Below are 20,516 nucleotides of genomic sequence, written 5' to 3'. Positions count from 1 at the left end.
GAATCAGGCATCGCAGTGATAAAAACGGGAGTTTTTAATGATGAAAATAATGATGGTTATGCAAACTTAGGAGAAACGATCACCTACAGTTTTACAGTCACCAACCAGGGGCAAGCCACCATAATAGATGTTGTTCTTACAGATGCTATGTTAGGCGGAGAACTCACTTTAGCCTCAGGAGACGACAATAGTGATAACATTTTAGATGTCGAAGAGATTTGGTTGTACTCAGCCAACTATACAATTACGCAATCAGATATTGATGCAGGCATCGTAAGTAATCAAGCTGTGGTAACTGGAACAAGTTCAATAGATGGTTCCACTTTAGAAGACCTTTCAGATGATGATACCGTTTTAGAAGATGATATTACCGATTTAATCTTGCCATTAGAATCAGGCATAGCAGTGATAAAAATGGCAGTTTTTAATGACGAAAATAGCAACAGTTGTAGCGACGCCGGAGAAACGATTTCTTATACGTTCAACGTCACTAATGAAGGAAACACAAGCATCACCAATGTTGAATTAACGGATACCATGTTAGGTGGTGAAATTATGTTAGCGTCTGGAGATACTGATGCCGACAATGAGTTAGATGTTGATGAAACATGGATCTACACCGCAGACTACACTTTATTACAAGCTGATATCGATGCAGGAATGGTGAGCAATCAAGCCACAGTAAGTGGAATAAGCATTATTGATGGTGCAACACTTACAGATTTATCGGATGATGATAGCGTTTTAGAAGATGATGCCACAGAAACCGAGGTATGTCAATTACCTGCAGCGATAGCAGTGATAAAAATAGCCGAAGTTAACGATGCGAATAACAACAGTTGTGGCGACGCCGGAGAAACGATTTCTTATACGTTCAACGTCACTAATGAAGGAAACACAAGCATCACCAATGTTGAATTAACAGATACCATGTTAGGTGGTGAAATTATGTTAGCCTCAGGAGATACTGATGCCGACAATGAGTTAGATGTTGATGAAACATGGATCTACACCGCAGACTACACTTTATTACAAGCTGATATCGATGCAGGAATGGTGAGCAATCAAGCCACAGTAAGTGGAATAAGCATTATTGATGGTGCAACACTTACAGATTTATCAGATGATGATAGCATTTTAGAAGATGATGCCACAGAAACCGTGGTATGCCAATCAACAGCGTCGATAGCATTGATAAAAATTGCTGAGGTTAATGATAGCAATAGCGATGGTTGTGGTGATGTTAATGAAACCATAAGCTACACGTTTATGGTGAGTAATGAAGGTAACACAAGTGTCACTAATGTAGAGTTGACGGATACCATGCTTGGTGGTCTTATCGCGCTTACATCAGGAGATATAGATGCCGACAACGAACTTGATGTTAATGAGATCTGGGTTTATACCGCAGACTACACTTTAACTCAAGCCGATATTGATGCAGGAATGGTGAGTAACCAAGCCACAGTAAGTGGTATAAGTGCAATGGATGGCGTTATACTCACAGATTTATCGGATGACGATAGCGTCTTAGAAGATGATGCTACAGAAACACAAGTGTGTTTATCGTCTGGAGTAATAGCAGTAGTCAAATCGGGGGTTTATAATGATCTTAACGCAGATGATTGTGCTAATATCGGTGAAACTATTACTTATACGTTCACTGTGACTAATGAAGGCGATTCAAGTATAGCATCGGTAGAATTAACAGATGTGATGCTAGGAGGTCTTATGGATTTAGCTTCAGGAGATACAGACGGCGACAGCCAATTAGATAGTGATGAAACGTGGATCTATGTTGCCGATTATACCATTACCCAATCAGATATTGATATAGGAATTATATACAACCAAGCAACGGTTACAGGTATTACTGTTAGTGATGGTTCTGCTGTGATGGATCTATCGGATGATAATAGTGCTTCAGAAGATGATATCACTGAAATGATTTTATGCCAAAAAGCAGCAATCGCAGTAGTGAAAACCGGAGTTCTTAATGACGATAATTCTGATGGATGTGGAAATATAGGTGAAACAATTTCATATACGTTCCAAGTTACCAATGAAGGTAATTTAAGTGTGCCTTTAGTAGAATTAACCGATAGTATGCTAGGCGGTGTCATGACGCTTGCTTCTGGAGATGATGATGCCGATACTGAGTTAGATGTAAATGAAACGTGGTGGTATACCGCAGATTACACACTTACTGCAACGGATATTGAAGCCGGTATCGTTAACAATCAAGCTATGCTTACAGGAATGAATATGATGGACGGAACCATGTTGATGGATTTATCGGATGATGATAGCACTATGGAAGATGATGTTACCATTACGACCATCTGTCTATCAGGAGGGCTGTCCCTAGAAAAAGTTGGAGTTTTTAATGATGAAAACGGAAGTGGTGTTCCAGAAGTTGGTGAAACGTTAAGCTACACCTTTACGGTTTACAACACTGGGTTTATAACGCTTTATGATATTAGCATTGAGGATCCTCTTCCTGGTATTATCATCGAAGGCGGCCCTATTGCCGAATTAGATGCAGGCGGAATAGATGACTTCACTTTTGTAGCAACTTACACACTTACTGAAGAGGATATTGCCAACGGTCAAGTCACCAACCAAGCTATTGTTACGGCAACTGGAGCAGATGGAGTGACCTACACGGACACCTCCGATGATCCTAATAATTTTGATGATATAGACCTTAATGACGATAATGAACCCGATGATCCTACGGTTACGGATTTACCAGAAGTCTTAAGTGCACAATTCGAAATTTTTAATGCCATTACACCAGATGGCGATGGTGATAATAATTTCTTCAGAATTGTAGGTATAGAAGATTATCCTCAAAATAATTTAAAAATATATAACCGTTGGGGTGTATTAATTTATGAGATGGATGGTTACGGTATTAACGGCAAGGTGTTTACCGGTGTCTCTGACGGTCGTGGTACCATTAATAAAGATGAAGAATTACCAACAGGAACCTACTACTATATATTAAGACGATTTGTAGGGAGAGAGACCATAACGAATCAAGGATATTTATATATAAAAAATAATTAAACCCCCATAATCTTATGAAATATTACATTTTAATACTGCTAGTTTTTATGAGTATTAGTTTAAGCTTTTCTCAGCAAGATTCGCAATACACGCAATACATGTATAACACCCAGGTTATTAATCCAGGGTATATAGGCTCTAAAGACGTCCTTAGTTTTGGGCTGTTGTATCGGTCGCAATGGGTAGGATTTGATGGCGCCCCAGAAACAGGAACATTTACCATAAGCTCCCCAATAGGTGAAGCTAAAAAAATGGGACTCGGGCTGTCTATTGTTAATGATCAAATTGGTCCATCTACAGAGACTAATATCGTTGTAGATTATGCTTATGCCTTAATGTTTTCTCGAGTATCTAAATTGTCTTTTGGTATAAAAGCAGGGGTTAATATTCTAGATGTAGATTATACAAAACTTAATATTTATGATACTAATGATTCGCAGTTTTCAGAGAACATCAACAATAAACTCTATCCGCAAATAGGCGCCGGAATTTTTTATAACACCGATAAAATGTACGTCGGGTTGTCAGTACCTAATTTGCTGAATTCAAAACATTATAACACGGATAATATCGATGATATTAATGTCGATGAATTTGCGATAGAACGTTTACACTATTTCTTAATTGGGGGCTATGTGTTTGATCTCAATGAAAATCTAAAATTTAAACCAGCCACCATGGTGAAATTGGTGGATGGTTCTCCTATTCAGGCGGATATCTCGGCTAATTTTCTCATTAATGAAAAAATTACGCTTGGTGCGGCTTATCGTTTTGATGCTGCCGTAACAGCCATGGCAGGTTTTCAGATTACAAACAGATTATTTATAGGGATGGGATATGATTATCAGACTACAGATATTGAAACCTATAGTGATGGTTCTTATGAGGTCTTTATCAAATTTGATGTCCTTAAAAATGTTGAACGTATACTAACGCCTAGATTTTTCTAAACCTTAAAAACTATGAATCTACATATATATAAATTAATACTCTGTTTTTTTACACTGACGTTTTCGGCAAGTTCTTTGGCCCAAATAGGGAAATTAGAAAAAGCCAACGCAAAATATGATAAATACCACTATATCGATGCCCGCGAAATTTACTTAGAAGTTGTGGCTAATGGCTATCGATCGGCTGAGGTGTATAGAAAACTCTGCGACACTTATTATTTTAATAGTGAATATGCCGGCGCTTCAAAATGGTATTATAAATTGTTAAATGAATTTCCTGATGACGTTCAGCCAATTGATTATTTCCGCGCCGCACAATGCTTAAAAAGTACAGGCGAATTGCGCGAGGCAGAACGCTTAATGGAAACCTACAAAGCTAAAGGAGGTAAAGCCTTAACTATAGCATCTTATAAAAATGTTGCCGATACCTTATTTGAAAAAGGAGTAGACGATAAGCTATTTGAAATCGATAAAATTAGCGCCAATACTGAACATTCAGATTTTGGACCGGCTTTCTATGACAATAAAATAGTATTCGCTTCAAGTGATAATGCGAGTGAGAATTTTGATTCAGAAGCTGTTGATCTTGCTGGTTGGGATAAACAACCTTTTCTTGATTTGTATCAAGTTGAGGTGGATGATGAAATGAACTTAAAAAAAGTAGAGCCCTTAAAAGGTGATATTAATACCAAGTATCACGAGTCTACCCCCGTGTTTTCTAAAGATGGAAATACGATGTACTTCACGAGAAATAATTTTTTAGACGGAAAAAAACGACGAGACAAAGATTTTGTTATTCGACTTAAAATATACAAGGCTACAAAAGTAGGGGACAGTTGGGGCAATATAAAAGAACTCCCCTTTAATAGTGATAGTTATTCCGTAGGACATCCGGCATTGAATCCTGAAGAAAATAGATTGTACTTTGCTTCAGATATGCCGGGTACTATTGGAATGTCTGACCTTTGGTATGTAGATATTTTAGATAATGATACCTATTCCACTCCTGTAAATATGGGGACTACTATTAATACGGTGGCCAGGGAAACATTTCCTTTTATAAGTACCGAAAACAATTTATACTTTTCTAGTGATGGCCTTAAAGGTTTAGGAGGCTTAGATATTTTTGTCACCAAACTCAATGCAGATGATCATGGAGAAATTGCAACATTTGGTGCTCCAATTAACAGTAGTAAAGATGATTTTAGTTTTATTATTAAAGAAGGTCGTATAGGTTATTTTACATCCAATAGAGATGGCGATGAGGGGAGTAAAAGTGATGATATTTATCAAATTTGGGAACGTTGTGAAATCACAATTCAAGGTCCTGTTACCGATGCGGATACTGGCGAGTTACTGCCAGATGCCGAGGTGACGCTTTTAGATAGTAATAATGAAGTTATTCAGTCGGTGATTCTTAAGGAAGATGGTCTTTTTACTTTCAATTTAGATTGTAACCAACAGTATATTATAAGGGCTAAAAAAGAAGGCTATAATCCTAAAGAAGAAATTTTTGAAACCCCTAAGAATCCGAAAACAATTGTGATGCCAATTGTACTAAATATGCCTTTAACCTTAAAGGTTATGGATCCGTGTTTACCTAATGACCTTGGCTGTAAGTTAACCTTACAACCTATATATTTTGATTATGATAAATCTAATATCCGTGCAGATGCTGAGGTAGAGCTAGCTAAAATATTAGCGGCATTAAAGCAATACCCAGAATTAAAAATTCATATAGAATCTCATACAGATTCAAGAGGTCGAGATGCTTATAATCTTAAATTATCGCAACGTCGCGCAAAATCTACGTTGCAATGGTTCTATGATAAAGGAGTGGCTAAAAGTAGACTGTCTGCAAAGGGCTATGGAGAATCGCAGTTAATTAATGAATGCGCAAATGGAGTAGATTGTAGCGAAGAAAAACATCAACTTAATAGGCGATCCATGTTTATTATTAAAGACTAATTGGGGTTGGTTTATTTGTGGAAAAGCATCTTGTTTACGGCTTGTAAACAAGATGTTTTTAGTTGTAATATGGCCTTTTTATGAAAAGATTAATGCATTTTAAAGTTTAACTTGGTATTTTTACGGCATGACAGAAGAACAAGTGATCCTCGTTGATGAAAACGATAATAAGATTGGATTAATGCCAAAAATGGAAGCGCATGAAAAAGCATTGCTACATCGCGCCTTTTCGGTGTTTGTATTTAATGACAAAAATGAATTAATGCTTCAGCAACGTGCGCTACACAAATACCACACACCAGGCTTGTGGACCAATACCTGTTGTAGTCATCAGCGCGATGGTGAGTCTAATCTTGAAGCCGGTAAGCGCCGCCTTCAAGAAGAAATGGGGTTTGTAACCGAATTGGAAGAAAAAACAGCTTTTATTTATAAAGCACCTTTTGAAAATGGATTAACGGAGCACGAATTTGATCATATTATGGTTGGGTGTTATAACAGCGTTCCTCAAATTAATCCTGATGAAGTTGCTGACTGGAAATGGATGAGTTTAGAAGCTGTACAAGAAGATATTGCAGCGCATCCAGAACTTTACACCGCTTGGTTTAAAATTATTTTTGAAAAATTTTATGAATTTATAAACGTTAGTTAATCATGCAAGTTACCGTACATCGAAAAGCACATTTTAATGCGGCTCATAGACTTTATCGTAAGGATTGGAGTGCTGAGAAGAATCAGGCGGTATTTGGATTGTGTAATAATCCTAACTTTCATGGTCATAATTACGAAATGATTGCTAGTGTTACAGGAGAAATAGATCCTGAAACAGGCTACGTTATCGATATAAAAACGTTGAAGGACCTTATAAAGTCCGAAGTGGAAGAGGCTTTTGATCATAAAAACCTTAACCTTGACGTCCCAGAATTTCAAGACTTAAATCCTACAGCAGAAAATATTGTAGTGGTGATTTACAACAAACTCAAAGCGAAACTCGATGCTAAGTTTCAGCTAGAAATTACGCTTTATGAAACACCACGTAATTTTGTAACTTATTCCGGAAAATAATGATGAAATCAAGTTTATACCCATTAAAGTTTCAACCTATATTAAAAGATAAAATCTGGGGAGGAAGTAAATTAAACGAATACTTTAACAAAGCTTCAGAGTCGAAAATTTTGGGCGAAAGTTGGGAGATTAGTACTGTTCCAGAAGCTGTTTCTATCGTTTCTAACGGAGCCTTATCTGGGCAGTCTCTACAAGATTTAGTCAATGAGCATCAATCTGCTTTATTAGGTGAAAAAAATTGGGAACGTTTTGGTAAGGCCTTTCCATTACTTATTAAATTTATAGATGCCAAACAAGATCTAAGCATTCAACTGCATCCTAATGATGAACTGGCTAAAAAACGTCACAATTCCTTCGGAAAGACGGAAATGTGGTATGTAATGCAAGCCGACGAAGCCGCTAACTTAATTGTAGGTTTTAATAAAAAAGTAGATAAAGAAATTTACTTAAAGCATTTAGAAGAAAAACGCCTCACCGAAATTTTAAATTTTGATACCGTAAAAGAAGGCGATACCTATTTTATTGAAGCGGGTAGAGTTCATGCTATTGGAGCGGGTGTCCTTTTAGCAGAGATACAGCAGACTAGTGATGTAACCTACCGAGTGTATGATTGGGACCGTGTTGATGCCAACGGAAAGGAGCGCGAATTGCATAATGATATTGCCATTGATGCCTTTGATTTTAACATGGAAGACGATTATAGAGTGTCTTACAAGAAGGAGAAGAATGTCTCTAATGCCATGGTGACCTGTCCTTATTTTACGACCAATTTTATGATTATAGATTCTGAAATTGAAAAGCATAATAAATGGGATTCCTTTCTAATTTATATGTGTGTTGATGGTGCTGTTGAAATTATAACCGATAGCACTACAATTAAGATTTCTAAAGGCGAAACAATATTGATCCCAGCAACCGTTAAAGATTTTAGTTTAAAGTCTGAATACGGGAAGCTTTTAGAGGTTTACGTTTAAAACTTAAGATAAATTAAGAAAATGCAATTCATTAACTAAATGGATTTAGTATTTTTGCAGTTATTAAAATAAAATTATCATGGCTAATAAAAGAGAATTAAAAAAAGATATCAATTACGTACTAGGAGATATTATTGAAGCAGTTTACGTTTGGGAATTGACGAATGCAGAGAAACCAACAAAAGAGAGTGAAGCTGTTATTGACGAGGCTATTGTTACGTTTGATGAGTTAATTGCTCGTGTTAATGACCGTAGTGTAGAAAATAAAAAGGCACATTTTAAAGCGATAAACGCTGATCTTGAGTCTAAAGGAAGAGCTCTTATTGAAAAAATAAATAAATTAAAATAAATTTATTTGCAGATTTAAAAATCTATCTTAAATTTGCGCTCGCTTACCGATATTAGTAAGCAATTGTTGCCGATGTAGCTCAGCTGGCTAGAGCAGCTGATTTGTAATCAGCAGGTCGTGGGTTCGAGTCCCTCCATCGGCTCTTCATAAAAACTCTAACACTTTTTAAAGTGATTAGAGTTTTTTTTTGCTCTTGTTTTAACACGTTTAAAGGCTTCCTATTTAAGCTGTCTTAGATTGTAGTCTTAATTGATTTTAAGCTTCTGAAATCGCATTGTTATTATAGCAATGACGACTATTAGGATGATAAGGTGGGTTAGAAGCTTGTGTTTAATGAAGAATGTTTAAGGTAGCATCAAAAAAAAAATCCAATCGGCTGATTGGATTTTTTTTGATGTATTATCTAAAGTTTTTAATTGGCTTCCTTACGAGCTGCAATTATTTCTGCGAGCTTTTTACCATAAAGCGAAGTCTTAACCTCTGGACTAAGGCTTTTATAAATAGAGTCTATAAAAATAGGATTCACGTTTCGAGTTTCATACAAAGCTAAATACGGTGCAATCTCGTTATCTTTATGATTTAAGGCATACTGAATGGTATAAGCGTATTTACGTTTGATAAGTTTATCTGAAGCTCGGTTTAAAGAATCTGCAGTAACTGAATCGTTCGCTTTTTGAGCAATAAAACTCGCTTCAATTAAATCTAAATTTTTAGAATTGTATTTAGAGACCACGTTGGTATACTCATTTAATAGATTTTGCTGCTCAGAACCTTTAATTTTAGAGTCGTAATTAAAGTTTTTTAGTGTTGTAGAGATTTCAGTAACACCTTTATCAGCAAAAAACGGAATGTAATGTTCGTCTTTGTCGTTTTTAAACAGTTTGAGATAAAGAATCTCTGGTTCTTCAATATCGGTATGTAAGCTAAATTCAGACTGTCCAGAAATGGCTACGGAGTCTAGATTTACAATACTAGAATCGCCATCTTTTTGAAGATAAACCATCCCTTTTTTTAAACCTTTAATATGTCCTTTTAAGGTAAAGTTGGTGTTTGGACTTTGGCTGCATGAAAACGCTAAGGCCACGATAAAGGTTAAACTTAAGATCTTATTTAATTTTGTCATGTGATAGAGTGTAATTTTAGGTGGGCAAATATCTTATATTAGTTTTAATTTTACTAGCTGATAGAAGCTAATTCCATTAAAATTGTACAACCAATAGCGGCAATAGTCCCTACGGCATAACCAAAAACAGCGAGCAAAACTCCTACAGTGGCTAGCGAAGGGTGAAAGGCTGAAGCGACGATAGGCGCAGACGCTGCTCCACCAACATTGGCCTGACTTCCCACAGCGAGGAAAAAATACGGTGCTTTAATAATTTTGGCAATTACAATTAAAAGTAGGGCATGGATAGTCATCCATACTACACCAATGGCAATAAGTCCCATATTATCAAAGATCATTGTTAAATCCATTTTCATACCAATACTAGCGACCAAAATATAGATAAAGACGCTTCCAAATTTACTAGCGCCAGCGCCTTCATAGTTTTTGGCTTTTGTGTTTGATAATAAAATAGCAATTAGTGTAGAGACACTAATCATCCAAAAGAATTTAGAGCCTAAGAAGGTAAAAATGTTTCTGGTGGTTGCTGAGGTAATTCCGGAGACTAAAGTTTCAAAAAATGGAGCTAAATAACTAGCACTTAAATGAGCGATGCTCACCGTTCCGAAGGCAATAGCGCAGATAATCATAATGTCTGTAAGCGATGGGTTGCGTTTCACCTTTTCAGAAAAGGTAGACATTTTTTCTTTTAATTCTTCAATAGAAGAGGTATCCGCTTTTAACCACTTGTTAATACGATTACGCTTTCCTATACCAATTAGAATTACGGCCATCCAAATATTAGCCACCACAATATCAACGAATACCATACCGCCATATTTGGCTTGGTTATACCCGTAAATTTCTAGCATGGCTGTTTGGTTAGCGCCACCACCAATCCAACTTCCTGCAAGGGTAGAGAGTCCTCTCCATACGGCATCAGGACCAATACCACCAACTGTACTTGGCGATACGCTTGCAATTAAAAGTATGGCAATAGGACCACCGATAACAATACCAAGGGTACCTGTAAAAAACATAACTAAGGCTTTCCACCCTAAATTAAATACGGCTTTTAAATCAATACTTAAGGTCATTAGGACTAAAGCTGCAGGGAGTAAGTAGCGGCTAGCCACGTAATATAAGCTAGAACTATGTTCGGTAATAACACCAGTTTCTGAAACCGTAGTCCATTCTGGTGAGATTAATCCTGTTGTTGTAAGTACAGCAGGGAGCATATAAGCCATAAAAAGTCCCGGAACAATTTTATAAAATTTAGGCCAAAACCCTGTTTGTATAGATTCTGTAATAAATACAAAACCAAGAGCTAGCATTAAAAGTCCAAATACAATAGTATCATCAGTAAAAATGGGAGTATTATCCATAGAAGTTGTTTGTTTAGAGGACGCAAAATACAAAAAATTAAAACTAAAAAAAGTGAGCCTTACGGATCACTTTTCTTCGGTACTATCGTCAGATTTTGGTTGTCTATGATGTTTTTTTAGAGCTTGCATGAGGATCCATTCTATTTGACCATTAGTACTACGAAACTCGTCTGAAGCCCATTTTTCAATAGATTTCAGCATCTCTTCATTTAATCGTAATGCAAAGGCTTTCTTTTTAGACATTATAGCTGTTGATATTTTGATTTATAATAAGCAATACTGCGCTCGGCGGCTTGCTGTTGTTGCGTTCCTATTAATAATTTTTTACCATTTTTTAGGATCATTTGTATTCCAATATCCCCAGAGACGGTTATGGATTGCCCTTTAGATCGGTTCCAAAGTGCGCCTCCTTTAAATCCCCAACCGCCATAATCGCTTATAGGATCGTAGGTTTTTACATGGATATGTTCTATCTCCGTCCAAGGAATGATTTTAAAACTCCTATGGATGGGAAAGAATTTGTAGTGGATACCGTGCTGGTCTATTTTAGTACTAAGTTTTATAAAAAAGATAAAACAGCCAACAAAAATAAGAATACTTAAAAGGAGTAACAATTCTGTTACGGAATAGGTTTCAGGATTCTTAAGATAATCATTAATAAAAAGGGCTAGTGGCACAAGGCTAGATATGAGCATAAGCACAATAAGCCAGGTTTGATTAAAACGTTGTTCTTCTTTAAAAATTCTCATGATCTCTTGTTATTATTCAAAGGCGGTAATACTTATTTGGGATTAAATTATTAAGGCGTCATTTCAGTAGTATTTAGGTGACGTATACTGTTAAGTACACATAATTGGCTTCTTAATGATTTAAGGTCCCCGTGTTTAAGACCGGAGAAGCATCTCTATCCCCACAAAGCACTACCATAAGATTACTCACCATAGCGGCTTTGCGCTCTTCATCTAAGTCCACAACTTGTTTCTCGTTCAGTTGTTCAATAGCCATTTCTACCATACTTACAGCGCCTTCAACAATTTTATGTCGTGCTGCAACAATGGCTGTAGCTTGTTGGCGTTTCAACATCGCGTTTGCAATTTCATTAGAATAAGCTAAATAACCAATTCGGGCTTCAAGTACTTCTATACCTGCGATTGTTAAACGTTCGTCAATTTCTTTTTCCAAAGCATTACTAACTTCATTAACACTAGATCGTAAGGTGATATCTTCATCAACACCTTCATCTGCAAAATTATCATAAGGATACATACTTGCGAGCTTACGGACGGCTGCATCGGTTTGTACACGCACAAAGTTTTCATAATTATCAACATCAAAGGCTGCTTTGTAGGTGTTTTGAACTCGCCACACTAAAATGGTACTAATCATAACAGGATTACCCAATTTGTCGTTCACTTTTAAACGTTCACTATCAAAGTTACTAGCTCTTAATGATATTTTCTTTTTGGTGTAAAATGGATTTACCCAGTAGAACCCATTCTTTTTTACCGTACCGACATATTTTCCGAATAGGAGCAGAACCCGAGAGCCGTTAGGTTGTACCATTAAAAATCCAAAGGCTAAGACTAAGGAAATAACCATTGTAAATACAGGCCATCCTGTTTTTAATAGGGCTATGCTAGCGATACTTCCAAAGAAGAGTAAGACAAATAAAAAGAGCATTAAATACCCGTTAGCAGGAACTATAATTTTTTCTTCTTTCATAGTGAGTTGGTTTTAAGTTAGAATTTAATGTGATATTAAAATGATGTCATAAAGATATGCTTTTATTTGTTGGTCTACAACTTTTTAGATTTGTTACACTGATGTAAAAATTTGGCACGACGTTTGCTTACTATATGATATAATGTGAATTACGATAGTTACCAATGTGTAACCTATACAAAATCGTAACATTATTATGGTTGGTTAGTTAGAAAAAGCATCTCGTGGTTGGGATGCTTTTTATTTTATTTATTTAGAGAGTAGAATAAAAAAAAAGCATCACTAGAGTGATGCTTTTTTTGTTATGATTATAGAATGTTTTAAGCTCTATTTCTTACTTATAAAATTACTAATCTGTTCAATGAGTTGTGGAGAGATTGGTCTAAACGATTCGTTATAAGATTTAGAATTTTCTAAATCACCACCTTCAATTTCAAATAAGACATGGTTCATGTTTTCAATAAGGACCAATTCTGCTTTAGGGTTTGCTGCTTTTAAAAGCTCGGCTTCATCTACTGATACTTGAAGATCTTTAGTGCCGTTAACAATAAGTATAGGCATATCGAGGTCTTTTAGAATTTCGGTAGGCGAATAAGATATCCAATTTATCATAAAGGGTTGTAAATCGGCATTAAAAATTGAGGCTAAAGCTACGGGATAATCTGTCGTGGTTTTTCCGGCTTTTAAACTGTCAACGACGCGTTTTGTATCTACAGTAAACATCGGAGCCGTTTTTGAAATTTGTTCAACGAGTACATCCCCAATATTATTCCCGGCCCCGGCTAATGAAATAAAACCGTCGGCTTTGTTTTTAGCCGCTAGCATTCCTACTAAGCTGCCTTGACTATGACCTATAATATAAATAGTGTTATAGCTGTTTTTTTCTATGAAATAATCGAGAACATCTGTGGCATCAGTTACAAAATCGTCAAACATCATGTCGTTATCCACATTATTCTGTCTAATTTGCTTTACCACTCGTTTATCAAATCTAAAAGTGGCAATGCCTTGTTTGCTGAGTTCTTCGGCTAATTTTTTTAAAGCATTGTTTTTAAGAAAATTTTGGTTGCCATCTCTATTGGTAGGACCAGATCCTGCAATTATAATCGCTAAGTTAGGTGCTTCTGTATCTTTTGGTGTTAACAGCGTCCCATCAATCCAGTGCGAAACGGATAATTCTTCTTCCGTAAATGGGGGCTCTTGGCTAAATCCCAAACTACTTAGAACAATACAAATAAAAAATATATAAGCTTTCATTTATTAGAGCGTTTTAATAAGTGTCTAAAGTTAATTGATAACAGGTGAATTTTATGCAAAGTTTTCATTTTTTTAAGAAATTATAAGCACATTTTTAGCTCTATATTCAATTTTGTTGACTTGCTTTTTATCGGTAAAATAGGTTATTTGGTCGTAAATTGTTAAAATTATATGTATTTCATCGATTAAATGTGTTTTTTATCTGCGCACAACGAAATGAATTATATATTTGACTCGTACTAAGATTTAGTTTTAGTTCAATGGATTAATTAATTAATATTTGCCGTATGTTGCGTTGGCTTAGAGACCCTGAATCTACCAGCATATTATAAAGCAAATAAACGAAAACCGAGATTGAGGGATCTCGGTTTTTTGTTTTTATACACTTTTTTTTACACGATAATTTTAGTGCTTTGAAGGGGATATAAGCGTTCTAAACGTTAAATTAATTCTTTCCGTAATCGGTTGCTTTGTCTTAGCGATTTGATGTCGCCAGAAATGTTGCATTTCACCTTTCATGAGTAGTAAACTTCCATGCTCTAATACCAGTTTATGACGTTCCGTTTTTATCGTTTTATGTTTAAAATGAAACGGACGTTCAGCGCCAAAACTCAAGGAAGCAATTACGGGGTTAGTCCCTAATTCTTTTTCATTATCAGAATGCCAGCCGTTACTGTCATTACCATCGCGGTATAAATTCGCTAAAATTGTATTAAACGGAGTAGCACTAAACGTTTCGACTTTGGTTTTTATAGTGTCTAAGGTCTCGGTTAAAGGCATGGGGTGCATAGTAATATTAGAATAGCTGTACGGCTTTTGCGTGGTACCATATAAGGCGGTTAAACGGGGTTGTTTATAGGTTTTTCCAAAGACGGTAATGTCATCCTGTTGCCATGGGGTTTCTATTTTCAATTGTTGTAATAAACGGTTTGCTTCTGCTTTAGAAAAAAATTGCGGAACATAAATTAATTCGGCTTGAGGTCGTTTAAAATGTTGTTTCGCTTCCGAAAATAGATTCATAGTTTTATTTTTGACTAAATTAATGCTTCACAATGAATTATAAAACGCTCATTTATCTCACGGTCTTTATAGGAATCTCCTTTAGTTTTCAGAAAAGTAACAACTTGCCGGAAGGTTTTGTCTATGTCTCTTCACTAATTCCTGATTTAGATGTTGAGTTAAGGTATTATACCACTCATAATTTTGTTGGTGATACTATTGATGGGTATCATGCTAACCAATTAATACTTACCAAAGGTACAGCTGAAAAATTAAAACGTGTTCAAGAGGAATTGCAAGAGCAAAACCTATGTTTAAAAGTGTATGATGGGTATAGACCTCAAAAAGCGGTAAATCATTTTATTAGATGGGCACGCGATTTAAATGATACGCTTAATAAATCTGAATTTTATCCGGAAGTAAAAAAAAGAAACTTATTTAATTCGGGGTATATCGCTTCACGCTCCGGACATAGCCGTGGGAGTACCGTAGATTTAACCATTATTGATGGGCAAACGGGTGAACCTTTAGATATGGGAAGTCCTTATGATTTTTTTGGACATGAATCTTGGGTGGCGCATGAGCCTTTAACCGAAATTCAAAAGAAAAACCGACAGTTATTACAAACGGTGATGCTAAAACATAATTTTAGAAGCTATGCTAAAGAGTGGTGGCATTTTACTTTGCGTTGGGAACCTTACCCAAAGACTTATTTTGATTTTGATGTGGAATAAATGGCTTTTGCCTTAAATGAAAGCGTCCAATTATGGGACCTAATGCTAGGATTACAAAAGCATAGGGTGCCCACTCAACATTTAAGATGAGAAGATTTAAAAGTTGAATACTTATAATGGTGATACTGTAACCCAAACAGTTTACAATAGTTAAGGCCGTTCCTAAAGATTGTGCGTCACAATTCTTAGCGACCAAAGTGGAAAATAAGGGCGAATCTGCTATAACCGCCATACTCCAAAGCATTACAAAACTTAAAAATACTGCTGTTGGTGTAAAAATGATAAACAGCGGAGAGAGTAGGCAACATAATCCTGAAAGGCTCAAGGCTAAAACAGCGGTTTTTTTAACACCAATTCGGTTAGAAATAAAACCGCCTAAGATACACGATAGGCTTCCTGAAGCTATAATTAGAAAGGCATACAGCGGGATGTTTAATTCGACTTTTTGAAATTTTTGATGCAGCACTAACAAAGCAGGGACAAAGGTCCAAAAAGCATAGAGTTCCCACATATGACCAAAATAGCCGAAGGCTGCTGAACGAAAGCTAGAATTTTTAAAGACCTTAAAGATTTTAGAGACTTCAAATTGATTTGCAAGCTTTTGGTAAGGTCCGTTAGGGACGAAAAACAGAATTAATAAACCTCCAAAAGTAGCTAAGGCCGAGGTCGCCCAAATCACGGTTTCCCAAGAAATATTAACATTAAAGGATTGTATAAAGTAGGGGAAGGCGGTGCCTAAAACTAATGCGGAAATTAAGAAACTTAAAGATTTTCCTAAGCCTTTTTCAAAATGATCTGCGGCAATTTTCATCCCAACCGGATAGATACCGGCTAAACTAAATCCGGTGAAAAACCGAAATGCTAACAGGGAGAACATCGTGTTACTCGCTAAGAGCAATCCTAGATTACATAGCGCTCCGAAAACGGCGCTTATAAAGAAAATTCGCGATGGGGAATAACGATCACTTAAGGTTAAAACAGCAAAAACAAAGGATCCGGCAATAAAACCAAATTGCACGGCAGAACTCATATTTCCTAGTGCTTCTGTGTTAAGGTTAAAATGTTGTAGCAAGTTATCTGTAACAGCGTTTCCTGCAAACCATAATGAGGTGCAACAAAACTGTGCTCCAATAATAATGGCTAAAATCCACGACTGTTTTTGAGCTTTCAAAACACGTTTAATTTAGATAATACCAAGCCCAATACATCAATCCAAATTGAAGGGGAATCCGTAAAATTAAAATCCATTTAGGGAGGCCTGCAGAGGCTTTTTCTCCAGACAACATATAAAAATGCACCAATAGAAAAACGGCTAGCATAGCTATGATACCGTAAATCGCATAGTTTTTTAGTTCAGGAAAGCACAAGCCAACACCTAAAATTATTTCAGCTGCACCGCTGAGGTAGACTAAAGCTTTGTGGTTGGGCAGGTATCTAGGCATAATGCGCATATAAGATTTAGGTCTTATAAAATGCATTAGGCCAGCAAGGATATACATGGCGGCCATGCCAATAATGGAGTTATTCATCTTTATACGTTTTATAGGTAAGACCAATGCCATAGTTAAACAAACCCTTATCGAGTAACGTTGAGGTGAATTTGTTGCCTTTGTCAAATTTCACCCAATTATTTCCATTGATAAACACACGTTTAATAAAGGTGTTTTTCGTCTCAATTTCATCTGTAAAAGGTAATAATGGTCTAAAATTAGTAGGGATTTTTACCACATCTCCAGATTTAGAAACAATTTCCTTATACTTTTTATTGGGCAATAACTTACCGTCTTTATTGGTGTAGCCTAAAACCTGAAGTGATACAAAAAAACCATCTTCAGGAATATGGATATCTAAGTCATCAACATCTAATTGATACACGTCGCCCTTTTTTTCTGTGGCTCTAAAGACAGTCGTTTCATAGGTTAAAACCTTACCGGGGAACCCATTATTATTCTGATAAAACTTGACTTTAAATAAGGTTGAAAATTTTTTCTTTTCGCTATTAGAGCGTTTTCTCTTGCTCCAATCTTTAGATTCTAAGGCTATAGGAAATAAAACTTCAGACAATTTTTGATCTTTAGTGGTGGTTTTAGGGAAATAAACCGCAATTTCAGATTCTATAGTGGGTAACCAACATTTGTAGTAGTCGTCATCTAAATAAGGTTTTAACTTTTCCTCTTTGTATTTTCTATCTTTTTTATTGGCAATAATCACGGCGTCTAACAAATGGGCCTGTGGTTGCATAAGGAGTTGTTTGGGAAGGTTTTTCGTGGCGATGTTTAAGTCTTTAAAACCTAAAGCCGATATAAAAAGCGAATCGATATCGGGGTATAATTTTTCGGTAAAAATAAATTGGCCTTCATCATCTGCGAAAAGACCATTGCCGTTTCCGAAAGAAATAGTGGCATAACTCACAGGATACGATGTGATACTGTCTTTAATGGTGGTTTGTGCAAATACGCAAGATCCAAAACATAGGAATAGGACGAGTGTTTTATACATGTTGAATTTTTTTTTAAGGTTTTAAGCTGGGGTTACCAACCGCTATAGCATTAGGGGTAAAGACTAAAGATGCTGAAATAAATTCGGCATTACAATAAAAGCCTATTAAATTCTCGAAAAAATTTAAGGAATTGCATTTTTTTATAATAATTTGAAACCTCAATACTTTTTTATCGTTTTTAAAATAGAACCTGCTAACCAAACCAATGCAAAAATTAGAGCCTAAACTTATTACGCTTTGCAAAAAAGGAAATGACCTTGCGCAACTACAAGTTTATGATGCTTATGCACAGGCGATGTTTACTATAGCCTGTCGTTATCTAAAAGATGAAGAAGATGCCAAAGATGCGATGCAAGAAGGGTTTCTAAAAGCATTTAAAAATATAAAAACGTACAAACCGGAAGCGACATTTGGAGCCTGGTTAAAACGTATTATCATTAATCAGTGTTTAGACGTTTTAAAGAAAAATAAACTCGAATTTGACGCTGTTGAGGTTTCAGAATTACAGATTATTAACGAGGATGACTGGCAATTTGATACGGCAATTACAAAGCAAGAAATTTTAGATGCCATTGTTCAACTCAATGAAAAACATAAGGTAGTCGTGCAACTTTATTTGCTGGAAGGCTATGATCACGAAGAGATTTCTGAGATCTTAGAAATTCCCGTAAAAACATCGCGAACCCATTTAAGACGCGGCAAGTTAAAATTACAAGACTTATTAAAACACAAGTACAATGAAGCAAGATATTAGAACCTTATTTAGTGAGGAAGACGATTTAAAAACGCTTCCTAAAAATCATAGAACAGAATTTGCCGATAAGCTTAAGAAACAATCTCAACTCAAAAGACGTCCTTATGCGTGGTTAGGTGTAGCGGCTATTTTAATTATTGCCTTAACCATTGGCTTTAATAGGGTGGATATACAATCCTATGACAACCAAGATTCACCGTCGCCAATTGTAGCTCAGATTGAGTCTGTAGAAGCTGAATATTTGGCTGATATTGAAACCGAATGGCAAAATTTTATCGCTCTGGCAGATGATCCTGTTTTGGTAGAACGGTTTAGAAAAAAACTAAAAGATTTAGACGCCGATTATAAAGCCATATCTGTTCAATTTAAAGCCGATGCCAATAACATTTTAGTCATTGAAGCCTTGGTCGAAAATCTTCAAACGCGACTTCAAATTTTAAAAGACATACAGAATCACATCAACATATTAAATCAAAACAACGAACAGTATGAACACACTATTTAAAATTACGGCTTTGATGCTCATCACATCATTACCCGTTCAATCTCAAATTAAAGAGATATTTAAAAAGAGCTATGATGCAACAAACCTGAAAAACTTAGTTTTAGATTTAGAAGGAACTTTTGTAGACATTAGAGCATCCGACGATAATAAAGTCCATTTCGATTATACCGTTGAATTTGAAAACTATTCAAGTAAAGAAATTGATGAAATTTTGAAAGTAATTAAACCTGAATCACAAATTGTAAATGATAAATTAGAGTTTAAAAGTAAAGGGAATAACATCTCTGGTGAGGTTACTTATTCTATAGAAACTCTTTACGGAATTACTTTTGAAGGTGATTATATCAACTTTAAAGAACCAACCACTAAGATGTTTAGGAAGTCTAAACAGTATTTTTTAGAGATTAATAGTAGTTCTAGAGGGAAAAGCCTAAAAGAGTATCTAAAGAATTTAAGAGAGATCGATGATAAGGGAGAGAAAAGAAAAATTAATTCTAAACATGTAAAAATATTGAGAACCAATTTCACCATAAAAATACCTTCTCATTTAAATATAAGACTTATGGCTGTTAATTCTAACATGACGTTTAAACTAGACTTAGAAAGTCAAATAAATGTCAATGCAAGAAACACAGATTTAAAATTTCAAAGTATACAAAATCCGTTAAATAATTTCGATATTGTCAATGGAAGTTTTAGAAGCAATACTTTAAATGGAGGTTCTTATAAATTTACGCATGTAGATGAAGTTCAAATTGCTGAGATAAAAAATCTAACTATAGATAGTGAATTTACAACGACTAAAATAGGAGAAATAGGTGAAGGTGTTAAAATTGTTGATTTTAACAGTAAATTCTGGATTCATAATTTTTCTAATGATTTTGGTATTTTTTTTATGAATACAGAGTACTCTGAAATCAATCTATTTTATCCAGAGGGAATTGATTATTATATTGAAACCTTTGGCCATGATACCTTTCATAATGTAGGTTTTACAAGTGCTGATATTCCGCCAAGTCGCAAAAATGAATCTTCAAAAATGATGGTAATTGGGGAGGAAACGAGCCCGAACAAAATCCAAATTAATGCAGTTCACGGTATTATAAGATTTGCTGAGGATTTTATTGAGCTAGAAGAATAAATAATAAACTACATTTAAAACAAAAAGCACTTAGAAAATCTA

Annotated in this window: 21 protein-coding genes and 1 tRNA gene; 12 read left to right on the top strand and 10 right to left on the bottom strand. The window is 35.6% G+C overall.

Features of this window, described 5'->3' with window-relative positions:
* The 8 genes from ACFQ13_RS11640 to ACFQ13_RS11605 form a co-directional block, all read left to right on the top strand.
* On the top strand, positions 1 to 3,072 hold a 3,072-nt coding region (locus tag ACFQ13_RS11640), incomplete at its 5' end, for a DUF7507 domain-containing protein (protein ID WP_386117514.1).
* Positions 3,073 to 3,086: 14 nt separating this feature from the next.
* Positions 3,087 to 4,022: a PorP/SprF family type IX secretion system membrane protein gene (locus tag ACFQ13_RS11635; protein ID WP_386117512.1), complete on the top strand. Its 936-nt coding sequence runs from the start codon at positions 3,087 to 3,089 to the stop codon at positions 4,020 to 4,022.
* 12 nt (positions 4,023 to 4,034) lie between these two features.
* Positions 4,035 to 5,990 carry an OmpA family protein gene (locus ACFQ13_RS11630; protein WP_386117510.1) on the top strand — a complete coding sequence of 652 codons (1,956 nt, stop codon included), beginning with the start codon at positions 4,035 to 4,037 and terminating at the stop codon, positions 5,988 to 5,990.
* Positions 5,991 to 6,117: 127 nt separating this feature from the next.
* The gene (idi, locus tag ACFQ13_RS11625) at positions 6,118 to 6,639 is read left to right on the top strand and encodes an isopentenyl-diphosphate Delta-isomerase (RefSeq protein ID WP_386117508.1); all 522 of its coding nucleotides are present in this window, start codon (positions 6,118 to 6,120) and stop codon (positions 6,637 to 6,639) included.
* Between the two features lie 2 nt (positions 6,640 to 6,641).
* Positions 6,642 to 7,052, top strand: a complete 411-nt coding sequence (locus ACFQ13_RS11620) for a 6-pyruvoyl trahydropterin synthase family protein (protein ID WP_386117506.1) — start codon at positions 6,642 to 6,644, stop codon at positions 7,050 to 7,052.
* 2 nt (positions 7,053 to 7,054) lie between these two features.
* Positions 7,055 to 8,026 (top strand): type I phosphomannose isomerase catalytic subunit, encoded by a 972-nt coding sequence (locus tag ACFQ13_RS11615; RefSeq protein ID WP_386119440.1) that lies wholly within the window; start codon positions 7,055 to 7,057, stop codon positions 8,024 to 8,026.
* A 79-nt stretch (positions 8,027 to 8,105) separates the two neighbouring features.
* Positions 8,106 to 8,375 carry a hypothetical protein gene (locus ACFQ13_RS11610; protein WP_386117502.1) on the top strand — a complete coding sequence of 90 codons (270 nt, stop codon included), beginning with the start codon at positions 8,106 to 8,108 and terminating at the stop codon, positions 8,373 to 8,375.
* A 68-nt stretch (positions 8,376 to 8,443) separates the two neighbouring features.
* Positions 8,444 to 8,517, top strand: a tRNA-Thr gene (locus ACFQ13_RS11605).
* A 270-nt stretch (positions 8,518 to 8,787) separates the two neighbouring features.
* Here ACFQ13_RS11605 and ACFQ13_RS11600 read toward each other — a convergent pair.
* From ACFQ13_RS11600 to ACFQ13_RS11570, 7 genes are all read right to left on the bottom strand, one after another.
* Complete coding sequence (locus ACFQ13_RS11600; protein WP_386117499.1) at positions 8,788 to 9,498, bottom strand: DUF4369 domain-containing protein; 711 nt, start codon at positions 9,496 to 9,498, stop codon at positions 8,788 to 8,790.
* Between the two features lie 53 nt (positions 9,499 to 9,551).
* Positions 9,552 to 10,862 (bottom strand): DUF819 family protein, encoded by a 1,311-nt coding sequence (locus tag ACFQ13_RS11595; RefSeq protein ID WP_386117497.1) that lies wholly within the window; start codon positions 10,860 to 10,862, stop codon positions 9,552 to 9,554.
* 66 nt (positions 10,863 to 10,928) lie between these two features.
* On the bottom strand, positions 10,929 to 11,105 hold the full coding sequence (locus ACFQ13_RS11590) for an Arc family DNA-binding protein (RefSeq protein WP_386117495.1): 177 nt from the start codon (positions 11,103 to 11,105) through the stop codon (positions 10,929 to 10,931).
* Entirely contained in the window at positions 11,105 to 11,611 is a 507-nt protein-coding gene (locus ACFQ13_RS11585; RefSeq protein ID WP_386117494.1) for a hypothetical protein, read from the bottom strand. The genes ACFQ13_RS11590 and ACFQ13_RS11585 overlap by 1 nt, the downstream gene beginning before the upstream one ends.
* Positions 11,612 to 11,723: 112 nt before the next feature.
* On the bottom strand, positions 11,724 to 12,584 hold the full coding sequence (locus ACFQ13_RS11580; protein WP_386117492.1) for an SPFH domain-containing protein: 861 nt from the start codon (positions 12,582 to 12,584) through the stop codon (positions 11,724 to 11,726).
* A gap of 327 nt (positions 12,585 to 12,911) precedes the next feature.
* Positions 12,912 to 13,841: an alpha/beta hydrolase gene (locus ACFQ13_RS11575; protein WP_386117490.1), complete on the bottom strand. Its 930-nt coding sequence runs from the start codon at positions 13,839 to 13,841 to the stop codon at positions 12,912 to 12,914.
* Positions 13,842 to 14,246: 405 nt separating this feature from the next.
* Entirely contained in the window at positions 14,247 to 14,861 is a 615-nt protein-coding gene (locus tag ACFQ13_RS11570) for an alpha-ketoglutarate-dependent dioxygenase AlkB family protein (RefSeq protein ID WP_386117487.1), read from the bottom strand.
* 32 nt (positions 14,862 to 14,893) lie between these two features.
* Between ACFQ13_RS11570 and ACFQ13_RS11565 the strand changes: the two genes are divergently transcribed.
* Positions 14,894 to 15,574: a M15 family metallopeptidase gene (locus tag ACFQ13_RS11565; protein ID WP_386117484.1), complete on the top strand. Its 681-nt coding sequence runs from the start codon at positions 14,894 to 14,896 to the stop codon at positions 15,572 to 15,574.
* On the opposite strand, the gene ACFQ13_RS11560 is transcribed toward ACFQ13_RS11565, so the two are convergent.
* From ACFQ13_RS11560 to ACFQ13_RS11550, 3 genes are read right to left on the bottom strand one after another with little or no spacing between them, the layout of a single operon-like run.
* Positions 15,519 to 16,745, bottom strand: a complete 1,227-nt coding sequence (locus ACFQ13_RS11560) for an MFS transporter (protein WP_386117482.1) — start codon at positions 16,743 to 16,745, stop codon at positions 15,519 to 15,521. The genes ACFQ13_RS11565 and ACFQ13_RS11560 overlap by 56 nt on opposite strands.
* Positions 16,746 to 16,752: 7 nt before the next feature.
* Positions 16,753 to 17,103, bottom strand: a complete 351-nt coding sequence (locus ACFQ13_RS11555; protein WP_386117479.1) for a DoxX family protein — start codon at positions 17,101 to 17,103, stop codon at positions 16,753 to 16,755.
* Positions 17,096 to 18,073 carry a hypothetical protein gene (locus tag ACFQ13_RS11550; RefSeq protein WP_386117477.1) on the bottom strand — a complete coding sequence of 326 codons (978 nt, stop codon included), beginning with the start codon at positions 18,071 to 18,073 and terminating at the stop codon, positions 17,096 to 17,098. Before ACFQ13_RS11550 ends, ACFQ13_RS11555 begins: the two co-directional genes overlap by 8 nt.
* 206 nt (positions 18,074 to 18,279) lie before the next feature.
* Here ACFQ13_RS11550 and ACFQ13_RS11545 point away from each other — a divergent pair, with 206 nt between their 5' ends.
* The 3 genes from ACFQ13_RS11545 to ACFQ13_RS11535 are packed head-to-tail and all read left to right on the top strand — an operon-like array spanning position 18,280 to position 20,474.
* On the top strand, positions 18,280 to 18,828 hold the full coding sequence (locus ACFQ13_RS11545; protein ID WP_386117475.1) for an RNA polymerase sigma factor: 549 nt from the start codon (positions 18,280 to 18,282) through the stop codon (positions 18,826 to 18,828).
* Positions 18,812 to 19,333: a hypothetical protein gene (locus ACFQ13_RS11540; RefSeq protein ID WP_386117472.1), complete on the top strand. Its 522-nt coding sequence runs from the start codon at positions 18,812 to 18,814 to the stop codon at positions 19,331 to 19,333. Before ACFQ13_RS11545 ends, ACFQ13_RS11540 begins: the two co-directional genes overlap by 17 nt.
* Complete coding sequence (locus ACFQ13_RS11535) at positions 19,317 to 20,474, top strand: hypothetical protein (RefSeq protein WP_386117469.1); 1,158 nt, start codon at positions 19,317 to 19,319, stop codon at positions 20,472 to 20,474. Before ACFQ13_RS11540 ends, ACFQ13_RS11535 begins: the two co-directional genes overlap by 17 nt.
* The last annotated feature ends 42 nt before the right edge of the window (positions 20,475 to 20,516 follow it).

It is taken from the genome of Winogradskyella rapida (assembly GCF_042675845.1).
Taxonomy (GTDB): domain Bacteria; phylum Bacteroidota; class Bacteroidia; order Flavobacteriales; family Flavobacteriaceae; genus Winogradskyella; species Winogradskyella rapida.
Note: the sequence above shows the minus strand (reverse complement) of the source record. Positions and strands in the feature narration are given on the sequence as shown.

Excerpts from the sequence above, each read along its gene's own strand:
- ACFQ13_RS11635 (WP_386117512.1), top strand. The coding sequence starts at position 3,087 with ATGAAATATTACATTTTAATACTGCTAGTTTTTATGAGTATTAGTTTA.
- ACFQ13_RS11630 (WP_386117510.1), top strand. The coding sequence starts at position 4,035 with ATGAATCTACATATATATAAATTAATACTCTGTTTTTTTACACTGACG.
- idi (WP_386117508.1), top strand. The coding sequence starts at position 6,118 with ATGACAGAAGAACAAGTGATCCTCGTTGATGAAAACGATAATAAGATT.
- ACFQ13_RS11620 (WP_386117506.1), top strand. The coding sequence starts at position 6,642 with ATGCAAGTTACCGTACATCGAAAAGCACATTTTAATGCGGCTCATAGA.
- ACFQ13_RS11615 (WP_386119440.1), top strand. The coding sequence starts at position 7,055 with ATGAAATCAAGTTTATACCCATTAAAGTTTCAACCTATATTAAAAGAT.
- ACFQ13_RS11610 (WP_386117502.1), top strand. The coding sequence starts at position 8,106 with ATGGCTAATAAAAGAGAATTAAAAAAAGATATCAATTACGTACTAGGA.
- ACFQ13_RS11600 (WP_386117499.1), bottom strand. The coding sequence starts at position 9,498 with ATGACAAAATTAAATAAGATCTTAAGTTTAACCTTTATCGTGGCCTTA.
- ACFQ13_RS11595 (WP_386117497.1), bottom strand. The coding sequence starts at position 10,862 with ATGGATAATACTCCCATTTTTACTGATGATACTATTGTATTTGGACTT.
- ACFQ13_RS11590 (WP_386117495.1), bottom strand. The coding sequence starts at position 11,105 with ATGTCTAAAAAGAAAGCCTTTGCATTACGATTAAATGAAGAGATGCTG.
- ACFQ13_RS11585 (WP_386117494.1), bottom strand. The coding sequence starts at position 11,611 with ATGAGAATTTTTAAAGAAGAACAACGTTTTAATCAAACCTGGCTTATT.
- ACFQ13_RS11580 (WP_386117492.1), bottom strand. The coding sequence starts at position 12,584 with ATGAAAGAAGAAAAAATTATAGTTCCTGCTAACGGGTATTTAATGCTC.
- ACFQ13_RS11575 (WP_386117490.1), bottom strand. The coding sequence starts at position 13,841 with ATGAAAGCTTATATATTTTTTATTTGTATTGTTCTAAGTAGTTTGGGA.
- ACFQ13_RS11570 (WP_386117487.1), bottom strand. The coding sequence starts at position 14,861 with ATGAATCTATTTTCGGAAGCGAAACAACATTTTAAACGACCTCAAGCC.
- ACFQ13_RS11565 (WP_386117484.1), top strand. The coding sequence starts at position 14,894 with ATGAATTATAAAACGCTCATTTATCTCACGGTCTTTATAGGAATCTCC.
- ACFQ13_RS11555 (WP_386117479.1), bottom strand. The coding sequence starts at position 17,103 with ATGAATAACTCCATTATTGGCATGGCCGCCATGTATATCCTTGCTGGC.
- ACFQ13_RS11550 (WP_386117477.1), bottom strand. The coding sequence starts at position 18,073 with ATGTATAAAACACTCGTCCTATTCCTATGTTTTGGATCTTGCGTATTT.
- ACFQ13_RS11545 (WP_386117475.1), top strand. The coding sequence starts at position 18,280 with ATGCAAAAATTAGAGCCTAAACTTATTACGCTTTGCAAAAAAGGAAAT.
- ACFQ13_RS11540 (WP_386117472.1), top strand. The coding sequence starts at position 18,812 with ATGAAGCAAGATATTAGAACCTTATTTAGTGAGGAAGACGATTTAAAA.
- ACFQ13_RS11535 (WP_386117469.1), top strand. The coding sequence starts at position 19,317 with ATGAACACACTATTTAAAATTACGGCTTTGATGCTCATCACATCATTA.